We start from the raw sequence: 13667 nt of genomic DNA on the forward strand, positions 1-13667 counted from the left end.
TTAAATACATATAATCTCTTATAACTTTTTTTACTTATACCTTACCCCTTGTTACCTTGAACATCTATGCATAATAATGTTATACTATCCTTAAAACAGAAAAAGAGAGGAAAACATTTATGGCATTAGATGGTATCTACTTATATAGTTTAGTCCAAGATTTAAAAAAATCAATAACAAATTCAAAAATTGATAAAATAAATCAACCAGAAAAAGATGAAATTATTATAACATTAAGAAAAGACAGAAAAAATGTTAAACTTTTGATTTCTGCCTCTTCAAAATATCCTAGAATTCATCTTACAGAAGTTAGTAAAACTAATCCTCTTCAAGCACCTATGTTTACAATGGTACTTAGAAAATATTTAATAGGTGGAAGAATACTAGAGGTTGAACAAGTTGATGGTGATAGATTACTTAATATATATATAGAAGCTACAGATGAATTAGGGTTTAACAGTATCTATATACTTGTAGTTGAGATTATGGGACGTCATAGTAATATTACATTAGTTAGACAAAGAGATAATAAAGTAATGGAATGTATAAAACATATTGGTGCAGATGTAAATAGCTATAGAATTCTTTATCCTGGAGTTACTTATAAATATCCTCCTAAATCCAAAAAACTTAATCCTTTTAATTTTTCTAAAGATGAACTTGAAGCTTACTTAGAAAAAAATGATATTCCTTTTGACGCAAATTTATTTTCATCAATTTTTACTGGAATCAGTAAGCCACTTTCTCACCACTTTTATTATGAATATTCTAAATCAGAAAGTGATATAAAATCAGATATTATTTATAATTTTATGAAAGATATGTCTACTACTCTTGTAAATAATTCTGTATTTAACATTACACTTGATTGTAATAGAGATTTTATAGATTTATTTTCTATCAAATTAACTAATATAGAAAATGAAAGCAATTCTCTTGTATTTGAAAACCCTCACTTAATGATGGATAAATATTACATAGAGAAAGATAAGCAGGAGCGTATAAAAAGCAGATCTATCAATATTCAAAAACTTCTAACTACTAATATAGATAGATGCTTAAAGAAAGAAGAAAAACTTAATTCATTACTAAAAAAATGTGAAGGAAAAGATGATTTTAAAATAAAGGGCGACTTATTAACTTCATATATTTATACAATAAAAGCTGGTAGTTCTTCTATTGAACTTTTAAACTTTTATAGCGAAAATGAAGAGTATATGAAAATTCCTTTAGATCCTAATAAATCTCCTTCTGAGAATGTTCAAAGTTATTATAAAAAATATAATAAACTAAAAAAATCTGAAGAATCTTCATTAGAACAATTAGAGAAAAATGAAGAAGAACTTCAATATCTTTATTCCGTATTAACTAATATACAAAATTGTGAAAGCTATGTTGAAATAGATGATATAAAAAATGAGCTTATCTCAACAGGATATATAAGAAATAGAAAGTCAAATAAAAATGATAAAAAATCTAAAGCTTCAAAGCCTTTGCATTTTGTTTCTTCTGAAGGAATTGATATTTTTGTAGGTAAAAATAACATTCAAAATGATTATTTATCTTTAAAATTTGCAAATAAGAATTATATGTGGCTTCATACAAAAAACATACCTGGCTCTCATGTAATTATTTGCTCAACAGATGTTCCTGATAAAACATTAATTGAAGGTGCAACACTTGCTGCTTACTATAGCAAAGCACAAACTTCATCAAAAGTTCCTGTAGACTATACTTTAGTCAGAAATCTAAAAAAACCTGCTGGTTCAAAGCCTGGTATGGTAATATATCATACAAATTACACACTTTACACTGAACCGTCAGAATTAAATTCTTTTAACTTAGAAAAAAAGTAAATTCAAAATAATTCTTTATTAATAAAGCCAGCTTATGCTGGCTTTAAATTATTATCATCTTATAAACTTCTAATTAATTTCTTAACAGAAAAAAATCCAGTATAAACTGGATTTTCTCATTAACTTTTAATTAAATTAAATGTGGTTTATTAACATATCTCCATCATTTTTAATTAATGTATTATCAAAATATTGATAATAATAACATTTTATTTTACCATTATATAATTTTCTATTCTTACTTGCTTTTCTTGCAAATGGTCTTTCAAAGTTTTCAAAAGAAGTTAATATATTAAAATCCCAAGTATTATGTATCTTTTTATATTCTCCAAATATTCTATAAAGTTCTCCTACTTCATCCTTATCTCCTAATCTTTCTCCATAAGGCGGATTAGTTATAATAAATCCATTTTTATCTGAAGTCTTAAATTCTCTAAAATCTCTTTTTTGGAATTCTATATATTTTGAAACACCAGCTTTCTCAGCATTACTTCTTGCAACTCTTAAAATTCTACCATCTATATCATAACCAATAAGCTTAATATCATTATGCTTTATGCTTCTTTCAGCACCTTCTTTAACTTGTTCATAGATTTCACTACCTATTGTTGGCCAAGTTTCTGATACGAAATTTCTACATAATCCTGGTGCTATATTTTGAGCTATCATAGCAGCTTCTATTAATATAGTTCCTGATCCACAAAAAGTATCAACTAAAGGATAATTTCCTCTCCATCTAGATATTAATACCATTGCTGCTGCTAAAGTTTCTTTTAACGGTGCTATTCCAGCTTCCTCTCTATATCCTCTCTTATGTAAACCAACACCACTTGTATCTATAGATAGTGTAACTACATCTTTTAATATAGAAACCTCAATTTTATAAACAGGTCCATCTTCCTCAAACTTATCTATTCCATAACTCTCACTCATACTTGTTACTATAGCCTTTTTAACAATTGATTGACAATCTGGAACACTAAATAAAGTAGATTTCACAGATTTACCCACTACATGCATTACCCCATCTTTAGGAATGATTTCACTCCATTTAACTTTTTTAGTACCTTGAAATAATTCTTCAAAGGTTCTAGCTTCAAATTCAGCCATTTTTATAAAAACTCTGTCAGCAGTTCTTAAATGAACATTTGCTATAGCAATATCCATTTCATCGCCTACAAAATGAACCTTACCATTTTCTGTTTTTAAATCTTCATATCCTAACGCTTTTAATTCCTTAGCCGTTATTCCCTCTAATCCAAAGGTAGTAGTTGCAACTAAATTATATTCCATTCTTTTTCTCCTTTTTTATGATTCATATATTTTCACTGAATCATCTTCATCTATCTCTGTTATCTCTACTGCTACAATTTCTGATTTTGATGTAGGAATATTTTTACCAACATAATCAGCTCTTATTGGCAACTCTTTATGCCCTCTATCAATTAACACAGCTAATTGTATTGATTTAGGTCTACCAGCATGAATTATCGCATCTATAGCAGCTCTTACAGTTCTACAAGTGTATAAAACGTCATCTACAATTATAACTTTTTTGCCTTTAACCTCAACACCTAAGTCTATATTTTTAACCTCTGGCATATCCATTATTTCTGATATATCGTCTCTATATAAAGTAATATCTACATAACCTACTGGAACTTTTATTCCTTCAATATTTTCAATATTTTCAGAAATTCTATTAGCAATAGGATAACCTCTTCTTTTTATTCCTATTAATACTATATCTTCAACACCTTTATTTTTTTCTATAATTTCATGAGATATTCTTATTAAACTTCTTCTTATAGCGTTTTGATCTAATAAGTTAGCTTTTAATTTCATAGTTAATCCTCCTATCTTAACTTTCTTATTAACTCTTCAAAATATTCTGGAAGATCTGATGTAAACTCTATGTATTCACCTGTACTAGGATGTATAAACCCTAAGGTTTTTGCATGTAATGCTTGCCCTTCAATTTTAAACTTTTGTTTTTTGAATCCATATGTTTGATCACCTACTAGTGGATGTCCAATTGATGCCATATGTACTCTAATTTGATGAGTTCTTCCTGTCTCTAAAGTACACTTTATTAAAGATACACCTTTATCATATTGTTCTAAAACTTCATAGTGAGTAACAGCTCTCCTTCCGTCTTCCACTATATCCATTTTTAATCTATCCTTCTTATTACGACCTAAAGGTTTATCTATAGTACCTGACTCTTTAGAAAACCTACCTTCAACTAATGCATAATATTCTCTTTTTATAGAGTGATCTTTAAATTGTTTTGCTAAAGAATTATGTGCTTCATCATTTTTAGCTACAACTAAAATTCCTGTAGTATCTTTATCAATTCTATGTACTATACCAGGTCTTATAACACCATTTATACCTGACAAATCCTTGCAATGATATAAAAGCCCATTAACTAAAGTTCCACTATAATTACCTGGTGCAGGATGTACTACCATATTCTTAGGTTTATTAACTACAATTACATCACTATCTTCATAAACTATATCTAATTTTATATTTTCAGCTTTTACATCTAGCTCTATAGGTTCTGGTAAAATCACTACTACCTCATCGTTTATCTTCACTTTATAATTACTCTTTATTATTTTACCATTTACCGTTACAGCTTTTTCTTCAATAAGACCCTGAATAAATGATCTAGTTTTTCCTTCAATAACAGTAGATAAATATTTATCTATCCTTTCTCCAGTATTTTCTTCAGTAACTTTCAATATTATTTCTTCCATATAATTTATTTCTCCGTTTATAATAATTCTTACCACATTATAATATATCTATATATGTTACTCAAGTATTATACAATAATAAATCATATAAAATTAAAAGAGACGTCTCCGTCTCTTTAATATGTATTAGTTTTTTGCGAAGAAACTCTTGATTTCGGAAATATCATCATCTTTAACAGTATTGCTCTCACTTTCCTCATTTACGTTTGACTTCGTCTCAATCTCTTTACTACCTAACTCTAATTCTTGTATAACTTCTGAAACATTATAGTTTTTAGTTAAATCTTTTTCTAACTCATCAAAAGTTTGAAGTTGTGTATTCATAAAGCCTCTAAATTTTGCTCTAAATTTAATAAACTCTTCTTTAACTCTCTCATATTCATCATTTATTCCGATAACATCACTATGTGCTTTATCTAGAATTTTTTGAGCAGTTTCATTTGCATTGTTAACAATTAAGTCTGCTTCTTTTTGTGAACTCTCCTTTGCTTGCTCTGCAGCATTTTGAGCTAATAATAATGTATTCTGTATTGTAGCCTCAAGTCTTTCATAATGGTCAACTTTATCTTTAAGTCTTGTAACAGTTTCTTTTAGTCTTGAATTTTCTTTATATAACTCTTCATAATTTTCAACAACTTCATCTAAAAATTCATCAACTTCATCGGGATTATATCCTCTAATTCCCCTCTTAAATTCTTTATTATTAATATCCATTGGCGTTAATTTCATTTTTCCCCCACCTCGTTCTTTAAATATATTTCTTTATGTTAACTTTAAACCTACCGCTTTTAGTATTACCTACAATATTCCCCATAATATACTTACCTACTCCAGCGATAGTTATCCTTTGTCCTTCTTTAACTTCTAAGCTTTTGCTATTTACTTTACAGTAATCTACTAAAATTTTATTTTGATTTATTAAGTCCAACGCTTTTGACCTTGATATATTTGAAAGCTTAGACACAATACTATCTAATCTTAACGATGATACATTAATTATAACTTCTAAAAAGTTAACCTTAGATAATGTTGTGTCATTTATCACTTCACAGCTAACCGGTGATTTACCTACGGAATTTAATGATGATATAACATACTCAACAACATCCTCATAAACCGGAACAACTGCATAGTTTTCATAAACTCTTAAGTCCCCAAACTTCTCTCTCTCCATACCTAAGGCCATAATTGAGCCTAGATAATCTCTATGAGATAAAGAATCAAACTTTGATTTTTTTTCAATTTTTATTAACTTATATGGATAATCACTTCCATATATATTATTAAAAGATAGTACCCTTCTATCACTTTCTTCAAAGTATCCATTAGCTTCTACCTTAAAATTTTTCGAATTAAAATTGTTAACAAAATATAACCATATGTTTGGAGTACAAAAACTTCTTGAAAACAACGGTATTTCCTTTTCATAAGCTAACTCCATCCATTCATATATTTTTACAACTTCATCTCTTTCTTCTTTACTAAAGTTTCTTATTACTTCTTCTTTTTTTATCATTAGCTATTTTTAGCTCCTCTATTTATTCCAGCTAAATAAAGCTTTACTGCTTATTTCTGTTTTTAATTCGCTAGAAACTTCAACATTTGAAGGTGATAAAAGATATACTCTTTGTTCAATTTCTTGTAATTGTGCTCCTAAGACACAAACGGCACCACTTATGAAATCAACTAATCTTTGTGCTACTTTTGCCTCTAATGCTGTAGTATTAACAACTATAATCTTTCTATTTTTAAGAGCATCTGCAATCTCTTTAGCTTCTTCATAACTTGATGGTTTTACAACCATAATCTTTGGTGAAGCACTATTGTGTATATTAACAACCTTATTACCCTTTTGCTTAGATATAATAGGCTCGACTTCTTCTATTTCTTCCTCTTCTTCATTTTCTTCTATATCTTCAAAATCCTCATCATATTCTCCAAAAACCATTTCTTTAAATTTACTTAACATACTCATTATAACTCCTCCTACAATTTATCTTGCTCCAAAAATTCCAGTTCCAATTCTTATTAAATTAGATCCTTCTTCTATTGCTATTTTGTAATCATGGGTCATCCCCATTGATAAAATTTCCATTGTTATATTTTTATAATTACTATTTTTTAGAGTTTTAAAAATATCATAAGTCCTTCTAAAGTAATATCTATTTTCTTCATCATTACCTTTTGGTATTATAACCATAATACCTTTAACTTTAATATTTTTACATTTCTCTACAGCTTCAATTAATTGATCCAATTCTTCTTCTAATATACCACTTTTAGACGATTCTCTTCCAATATTAATTTGAATTAAAACATCGGCAGTAATATTTTTCTTTCCATATTCTAATTCAATTTTCTCAAGAAGCTTTATACTAGATAAAGAATGAATTAAACTTACTTTACCTACTATATATTTAACCTTATTCATCTGAAGAGCCCCAATTAAATGCCATTTTATATCTTTAGGTAATTTTTCGTATTTATCAACTAATTCTTGCACCTTATTTTCGCCAAAATTTCTTATACCAATATCATAAGCTTCTAAAATATCTTCAACTGGCTTTGTCTTAGATACAGCTACAAGTTGTACGTCATCTGGTATAGAATTTAAAATCTCTTTAATTTTACCTTTTATATCTATAATTAGTCCCTCCTTTATGGAGAATCTTCTACATATTTTTATTCTCCAAAAACCCAAAATTTCCTTCATAAAATTCACATTTTCATAAAATTTTTTAATAATTTTATTATAAAAATTAGTTTTGCTTAAGAATCTGCTCTTTCCATATATTGAAAGTCTAGGATTCTGTTTGTTGGTGGAAAATATAAGTCCTCTCTTTTTTCAACTTCTATTTCTAAGCCTCTTATTATAAGCCTATTTAGATAACTTCCATCCGAGAATAAAGCAGCTTCTAATTCTTCTGGCTTTCCTAATGCATAAAAATAAAATGGCTGCCCTTCTATTGTCTGATTATTATCATTAAAGCCTATAAAAGCCCATTCACACTGTACTCCAGTATCGTTTAATACTCTATAACCATTTATCGCTATAGCCTCAGCCCCTATAGCTCTTAATTCATTTATTAATAAGGCTGCATCAGTTGCATGCAATGTTCTTCTATCAATTTCATATGAAGTGCTTTCACTTATATCATAATATCCATCTTTTATTTTTATTACTATACCACTACCTTCTAATGCTGTAGTTCCTGCAATCTCACTGTAGTCACTAAGCTGCAACTTCATATCGTCTATTACCTTCTGGTGTTTTTCTTCCCCTTGATTGTAATCCCTTAATTTATACATAATTTCGTTATTATTTTCTTTTAAATCAGATATTTCTTTATATAATAAATTTCGTTGCTCAATTGCATCCTTATATTCTATACTTTTCATTGAAAAAAAAGTATCTACTTTACTATCACCAAAACTAATAGATATAAGCGTACCTGTTATAATTGCCGCAATAAAAATCAATATTTTATCTATATGCTTCTTCACTTAATCACCTCTTTGTCGATTTTTAAGTTTTTCAAGCAAGAATCTTCTTATTATTGCGAAATTATCAAATATACGTCCTCCAAAAACAATTACTGCTGCTATATATATAGGAATTCCTAATTTATCGCCTAAATACGCAAGTGCTGCCGCTAAAATAGCATTTCCTACAAAGCCTGAAATAAAAATATCCGGTTTAAAACTTTTAGATAAACTTGCACGTAACGCTCCAAAAACTGAGTCTAAGCACGCTAAAATTGCCACAGACATATATGGAGAAAATTTATCAGGTATATTCACATTCAAAACTAATCCTAGTAGTACACCTACTAATAATCCTATAAATCCAATCATAACTATAATCCTCCTTTATTGTACAGGCTTTATATATTCATTTCTTAAACTTTGTGTAGTCTTATTTATAACTATATCATCACTAGTTTTTGTCTCTACACTATAATTTTTCAACGCTCCATACGCTAAAGAATTACCATAGCTTACACCTACATTAAGCTTTGCTTTATCTCCTATAGCCTTTATTACTATTTTAGATTTTGGATCAACTAATCCAACTGTTCCTATAGAAATACTTCTCCCTGACGTTTTAATTCCTGTTTGAGGTGTTATTCTAATATCATTTACTGAAATAGCCTCAGCTCTTGAATACCATAAAAGGTTTATAATATGAATTAATTCCTCTTCGCTAATCCCAACTGTACTATCTGTAGTATTTTCTCCAAAAATAGTTGTTTTAGGTGTAATTGTTATTACTATTCCTGAGCCTTTAACATCTAACAATCCTAAATGCATCCTTGCATTATCTAACTGTTTCTTTATTTCATTTTCTAAAGCTCCTTCTTCAGCTGCAACTTCTTCTAATCGCTTAATCTCTTCAGATAAGGTTTTATTAGTTTCGGACAGTTCTTCTTTTTCTTTTTTCAATGCTTCTATTTGATATAAAATATCTTGATTTTGTGCAGTAGACTTTGCATCCTCTTGTAATCTTAACATTTTAAATTGGTATGTTAATAAAAATCCTAAAATTGCACATACTATAGCAACCACAAGTTGTGATATTATTTTTTTCATAAATACTCCCCCTAGCTTGATATATTCTTAATTATAGGTGGTCCATCAAAGCTAACGTCTATATATCCTTTAGTTAACTTAATTTCATCTGACAATAATATTCTATAAACATTTTCCATTTTTTCATGTAGATCGGAATCATCACCAAAAAATATTTCCACATTTCCAATTCGACCTTTTATATTTACAATATCTGCAATATTTATTTCATCAAATTTAATAGACTCTCTATTTTGAGCTATGTAAGGATAAAATTTCTTTAATATACTAGGAAGTATCTCATCATCATTAATTTTTTCACCAAGTGATATCTTTTCTGATTCTATTCCTGATATTTTCACTAAATTTCTCCCTTCTATGCTATCGATTTCTTCTATCACTACTAAATCTTCATTTATAACTTCTATAACTCCATTATTCTCAACATAAAACACAGGAGACTCTTCAACTATATTTATAACTAATTTAGATATCCCTTTTCTAGATATCTTAACCTCTTTAACATATTTATCTTGCATTAATGCACTTTTAATATCATTTTCATTTATAATATAAATATTTTCTCCAATAAAAACTTTTAAATTCTCTTTCAAGTTATCAGAACTTATTTTAGATGTCCCAATCACATCGATTGTTTTAATATTAAAGATAGGCGCTTTAGTTAAAAACAAAAGTATAGCAATTGTTAATACAATCATTATCATTATCATCTTTTTCAACTTTTTCTTTCTTTTTTTACTCTTTAGATATTTCTTAATCTCATTACTTTGTTTATATTCTGTCATTTTGCAATATTTCATCCTTTTCTAAATATATCTATATATAATAATATCATTTTTCTTCAAGTTTTTCACCCAAAATTTAGTTACAATTTTATTACATTATTTACATTAACAACAAAAAGTACCTCTATATTTAGAGGTACTCTCTTAAGTTACACTTTTTTCTATTTGTGATGATATATTTAATAGAATTCCCATTGCCATAAGATTTATTACTAGTGATGTTCCTCCATAACTTATAAACGGCATAGGAACACCTGTTACAGGCATAGACCCTGTGACAACAGCAATATTTATTATTGCTTGAACTGCAATTATTGAAGTAATACCTACTGCAAGTAATTTACCATAAGTATCTTTAGCCTTCATTGCTACTCTTATTCCTCTCCAAATAAGAAATAAAAATAATCCCACAATGAACAAGCATCCAACTAAACCTAACTCTTCTCCAATAATTGAAAATATAAAGTCATTATGTGGCTCTGGCATATATAAAATCTTTTGCCTTGATTCTCCTAATCCTAAACCTGTTATTCCACCTGCACCAAGTGCATAAAAAGATTGTATAAGTTGATACCCATCACCAGCTGCATCTTTCCACGGATCTATAAAGTTTAACATTCTAGCTCTACGATAATCAGAGCTAAAAATAAAGAATATAGCTAACGTAAGCATAGCCGGAAATATTATTCCAAATAAATGCTTAATTTGTCCACCCGCAACAAAAAGCATTATAAATGTCACAATCATAATGATCGTAGCAATACTCATATTCTTCTCTGCTAATATCATCGCAGCAAAAAAACCTGCTACACCTAAATAAGGTACTAGTCCATCCCAAAATCTTTTAATTCTATCACCTTTCATATCAATACTCATAGCTAAAAACATAACTACTACGTATTTCGTTAACTCAGAAGGTTGAAATGATAATATACCTAATTTAATCCATCTTCTAGCTCCATTTACTTCTGGAAAAAAGAAAACTGCAATTAACAATGGAATTGTAGCTATTAATAAATATGGTGTTATTTTTTTTAGCTTATGATAATCAAATTTCATCATCATTACTAATGCTATTACACCAATTATAGCAAATGCACCTTGCCTTATTAAGTAATACATACTGTTTTTATATTTAAACATAGCATAGAAAGAGCTAGCTGAATAAATCATAACTATTCCTATAGCCAACAATAGAAATAAAGAATAGAATATACCATAGTCTACTTCCCCTAACTTCTTTTTATTTAGGGGTTCATTAAATCTCATAAACACTCCTCCATATTAAATTTCTAAAGTGCCCAGAATCCTATCATGCATAAAATAACAGTTACTATTGAAAATACTGTTACAATCTTAACTTCGCTCCATCCACATTGTTCAAAATGGTGATGTATTGGAGCCATCTTAAATATTCTTTTACCAGTTAATTTAAATGATGTTACTTGAATAATTACAGATAATGTTTCAAGCACATATATTCCTCCTACTACTGGAATAAGTAGAGGTATCTCTAATATAATTGCAATTGTTGCAATTGCTCCACCTATAGCTAACGAACCAGTATCTCCCATAAATATTTTTGCTGGATATGCATTATATTTTAAGAACCCTATCAATCCACCTATTAAAGCTATACAGAAAAGACCAACTGAATCATGTCCTAATATAAATGCGCTTACTGCAAAAAATGTTAAAACTAAAACTGATACTGTAGATGCTAAACCATCTAAACCGTCTGTTAAATTAACTGCATTTGTTGTTGCTGCATAAATAAAGATTACAAACGGAATATAAAACATTCCAAGAGCCACTTTTTTACCTAAGAAAGGTATTATCATACCTGTACTTAAATTTAAATATCCATAATACGCTATAGCTCCAGAGAAGACCAATAATAGGACCATCTTTTGCCAAGCTTTTAATCCTTCGTTATCCTTTTTTATTATTTTAAGTAAATCATCTAAAAATCCTATAAATCCAAAGGCTATAAGTGAGTATAAAGCTATCATAGCTTCATCATTCCACTTTAATCTTAAAGCAATCATCGTAATTAAAGTAGATCCTATAAATATTAATCCACCAATTGTCGGTGTACCGGCTTTTTTAAGATGGCTTTGAGGTCCTTCTTTTCTTATGTTTTGTCCGAATTTTAATCTTCTTAATGCTGGTATAGCAATAGGCCCTAATGCTAATGAAATTAGCAAACTTAGTACCGCTGCTATTGCATATTTTGATGTTATTATGTTTATCATTTTATCCCCCATTTTTCACTGCTAAAAGCAGTTCACCTCCTCTAATATATTGAGATAGATTCAAGCTCATTTACTACCTCTTCAAATTTCATTCCCCTAGATGCTTTAACTAAAATAATATCATTTTTATTTATATAATCTTTTAGTTTATCTAAACATTCATCTTTAGTTTTAAATGCAACTATACTTTTACCTTTATAGCCACTTCTAAATTCTTCAATATTTTCTCCTATGACTATTAACAATTCAACTTTGTCAGTTGCATAACTTCCAACTTCAGCATGAGCTTCTTTAGATTTAGAACCTAACTCATACATATCACCAAGTATAGCAACCTTTCTTCCTCCGTTATAAGTAGCTAAAACATCTAAAGATGATTTCATTGAATCCGGGCTAGCATTATAACAATCATTTATAATTGTTATATTTTCTTTTTTTATAACTTGCAATCTCATCGATGTTGCTTCTAAATTTTCTAGTCCTTTGTTCATATCTTCAAAAGATAATCCTAAGTTTAATGCAATATCAATTGCTAACATAGAATTTAAAACATTATGCTTTCCTGCCATAGGTAATTTAAATGTAAATTCATTTCCCTTATGATGGGCAGTAAATTCTGTAGAGTTCTCTCTTAATATAATATTAGTAGCGTAAACATCATATTCATGATTATATCCAGTTTTTTTAATTTTAAAACATTTATTATCTAATTTGTTTAATAGTCTATCTTCTCCATTAACAACTAAAACACTATCCTTATCAAAGAAATCAGTAATCTCCATTTTAGCTTTTAAAATATTTTCTTGTGTCTTAAGATTTTCTAGATGAGATAAACCAATATTAGTTATAACAGCCATATCAGGAAGAGCTGTCTTAGCAAGATTGTGTATCTCCCCTAAATCGCTCATTCCCATTTCTAAAACTGCCACATCATATTCACTAGTTAATTCAAAAATCATAAGTGGTAACCCTATTTCACTATTGAAATTCCCTTTAGTCTTAAAGACTTTAAACTTATGACTTAAAAAAGCTGCAACTAAATCTTTTGTAGATGTCTTTCCTGTTGATCCAGTTACCCCAATAACTTTTAGATTTAACTTTTTTCTATAATAGTTAGCTAAATCTAACAAAGCTTTATGACAACTTTCCACCTTTATTATTGTTCCTTCTTTTTTAATATCGGCCTTATCAAAAAATACTTCATCTACTAATACTATATTTGCACCTTTATCAATAGCTTCAATGGCATTTTTATTTGGGTTAAATTTTTCTCCCTTTAAAGCTACAAAAATATTACCTTCTTCAATCTTTCTAGTATCAATACAAAACTTATTAAACTCTTTTTTGCTACTATCTATAATAATTTCACCTTTTATAGCATCCAAAAGTTCTTTGAAAGTTATTTCCATTACTACA

General features: G+C 28.4%; 15 protein-coding genes. 1 reads left to right on the top strand and 14 read right to left on the bottom strand.

The window, feature by feature from the left end; genetic code table 11:
* Positions 1-119 precede the first annotated feature (119 nt).
* Positions 120-1856, top strand: coding sequence for an Rqc2 family fibronectin-binding protein (locus ARA56_RS08925; RefSeq protein ID WP_055265868.1), 1737 nt, complete (start codon positions 120-122; stop codon positions 1854-1856).
* Between the two features lie 135 nt (positions 1857-1991).
* Here the strand turns inward: ARA56_RS08925 and ARA56_RS08930 are convergent, their stop codons facing one another.
* The 14 genes from ARA56_RS08930 to ARA56_RS08995 form a co-directional block, all read right to left on the bottom strand.
* Positions 1992-3149 (bottom strand): THUMP domain-containing class I SAM-dependent RNA methyltransferase, encoded by a 1158-nt coding sequence (locus ARA56_RS08930; RefSeq protein WP_055265870.1) that lies wholly within the window; start codon positions 3147-3149, stop codon positions 1992-1994.
* Positions 3150-3164: 15 nt separating this feature from the next.
* Positions 3165-3701 carry a bifunctional pyr operon transcriptional regulator/uracil phosphoribosyltransferase PyrR gene (pyrR, locus tag ARA56_RS08935; protein ID WP_055265871.1) on the bottom strand — a complete coding sequence of 179 codons (537 nt, stop codon included), beginning with the start codon at positions 3699-3701 and terminating at the stop codon, positions 3165-3167.
* 11 nt (positions 3702-3712) lie between these two features.
* On the bottom strand, positions 3713-4621 hold the full coding sequence (locus tag ARA56_RS08940) for an RluA family pseudouridine synthase (protein WP_055265873.1): 909 nt from the start codon (positions 4619-4621) through the stop codon (positions 3713-3715).
* A gap of 126 nt (positions 4622-4747) precedes the next feature.
* Positions 4748-5350: a DivIVA domain-containing protein gene (locus ARA56_RS08945; RefSeq protein WP_055265875.1), complete on the bottom strand. Its 603-nt coding sequence runs from the start codon at positions 5348-5350 to the stop codon at positions 4748-4750.
* A 19-nt stretch (positions 5351-5369) separates the two neighbouring features.
* The gene (locus ARA56_RS08950) at positions 5370-6137 is read right to left on the bottom strand and encodes a YlmH family RNA-binding protein (protein ID WP_055265877.1); all 768 of its coding nucleotides are present in this window, start codon (positions 6135-6137) and stop codon (positions 5370-5372) included.
* Positions 6138-6155: 18 nt separating this feature from the next.
* Positions 6156-6599, bottom strand: coding sequence for a cell division protein SepF (locus ARA56_RS08955; protein WP_055265879.1), 444 nt, complete (start codon positions 6597-6599; stop codon positions 6156-6158).
* Between the two features lie 15 nt (positions 6600-6614).
* A complete protein-coding gene (locus ARA56_RS08960; protein ID WP_055266000.1) occupies positions 6615-7265 on the bottom strand; it encodes a YggS family pyridoxal phosphate-dependent enzyme in 651 nt (216 codons plus the stop codon).
* 125 nt (positions 7266-7390) lie between these two features.
* A complete protein-coding gene (locus tag ARA56_RS08965; RefSeq protein WP_055265881.1) occupies positions 7391-8125 on the bottom strand; it encodes a DUF881 domain-containing protein in 735 nt (244 codons plus the stop codon).
* Positions 8126-8476, bottom strand: a complete 351-nt coding sequence (locus tag ARA56_RS08970) for a small basic family protein (RefSeq protein WP_055265883.1) — start codon at positions 8474-8476, stop codon at positions 8126-8128.
* Positions 8477-8491: 15 nt separating this feature from the next.
* A complete protein-coding gene (locus ARA56_RS08975; protein ID WP_055265885.1) occupies positions 8492-9211 on the bottom strand; it encodes a DUF881 domain-containing protein in 720 nt (239 codons plus the stop codon).
* Positions 9212-9222: 11 nt separating this feature from the next.
* Positions 9223-9996 (bottom strand): cell division protein FtsQ/DivIB, encoded by a 774-nt coding sequence (locus ARA56_RS08980; RefSeq protein ID WP_055265887.1) that lies wholly within the window; start codon positions 9994-9996, stop codon positions 9223-9225.
* 144 nt (positions 9997-10140) lie between these two features.
* Complete coding sequence (gene spoVE / locus ARA56_RS08985) at positions 10141-11265, bottom strand: stage V sporulation protein E (protein ID WP_055265889.1); 1125 nt, start codon at positions 11263-11265, stop codon at positions 10141-10143.
* Positions 11266-11288: 23 nt separating this feature from the next.
* Complete coding sequence (gene mraY / locus ARA56_RS08990; protein ID WP_242855907.1) at positions 11289-12251, bottom strand: phospho-N-acetylmuramoyl-pentapeptide-transferase; 963 nt, start codon at positions 12249-12251, stop codon at positions 11289-11291.
* A gap of 41 nt (positions 12252-12292) precedes the next feature.
* Positions 12293-13660 (bottom strand): UDP-N-acetylmuramoyl-tripeptide--D-alanyl-D-alanine ligase, encoded by a 1368-nt coding sequence (locus ARA56_RS08995; RefSeq protein WP_055265893.1) that lies wholly within the window; start codon positions 13658-13660, stop codon positions 12293-12295.
* Between the last annotated feature and the right edge of the window lie 7 nt (positions 13661-13667).

It is taken from the genome of Clostridium disporicum (assembly GCF_001405015.1).
Taxonomy (GTDB): domain Bacteria; phylum Bacillota; class Clostridia; order Clostridiales; family Clostridiaceae; genus Clostridium; species Clostridium disporicum_B.

Coding starts and splice junctions, on each gene's coding strand:
- ARA56_RS08925 (WP_055265868.1), top strand. CDS start 120: ATGGCATTAGATGGTATCTACTTATATAGTTTAGTCCAAGATTTAAAA.
- ARA56_RS08930 (WP_055265870.1), bottom strand. CDS start 3,149: ATGGAATATAATTTAGTTGCAACTACTACCTTTGGATTAGAGGGAATA.
- pyrR (WP_055265871.1), bottom strand. CDS start 3,701: ATGAAATTAAAAGCTAACTTATTAGATCAAAACGCTATAAGAAGAAGT.
- ARA56_RS08940 (WP_055265873.1), bottom strand. CDS start 4,621: ATGGAAGAAATAATATTGAAAGTTACTGAAGAAAATACTGGAGAAAGG.
- ARA56_RS08945 (WP_055265875.1), bottom strand. CDS start 5,350: ATGAAATTAACGCCAATGGATATTAATAATAAAGAATTTAAGAGGGGA.
- ARA56_RS08950 (WP_055265877.1), bottom strand. CDS start 6,137: ATGATAAAAAAAGAAGAAGTAATAAGAAACTTTAGTAAAGAAGAAAGA.
- ARA56_RS08970 (WP_055265883.1), bottom strand. CDS start 8,476: ATGATTGGATTTATAGGATTATTAGTAGGTGTACTACTAGGATTAGTT.
- ARA56_RS08975 (WP_055265885.1), bottom strand. CDS start 9,211: ATGAAAAAAATAATATCACAACTTGTGGTTGCTATAGTATGTGCAATT.
- ARA56_RS08980 (WP_055265887.1), bottom strand. CDS start 9,996: ATGACAGAATATAAACAAAGTAATGAGATTAAGAAATATCTAAAGAGT.
- spoVE (WP_055265889.1), bottom strand. CDS start 11,265: ATGAGATTTAATGAACCCCTAAATAAAAAGAAGTTAGGGGAAGTAGAC.
- mraY (WP_242855907.1), bottom strand. CDS start 12,251: ATGATAAACATAATAACATCAAAATATGCAATAGCAGCGGTACTAAGT.
- ARA56_RS08995 (WP_055265893.1), bottom strand. CDS start 13,660: ATGGAAATAACTTTCAAAGAACTTTTGGATGCTATAAAAGGTGAAATT.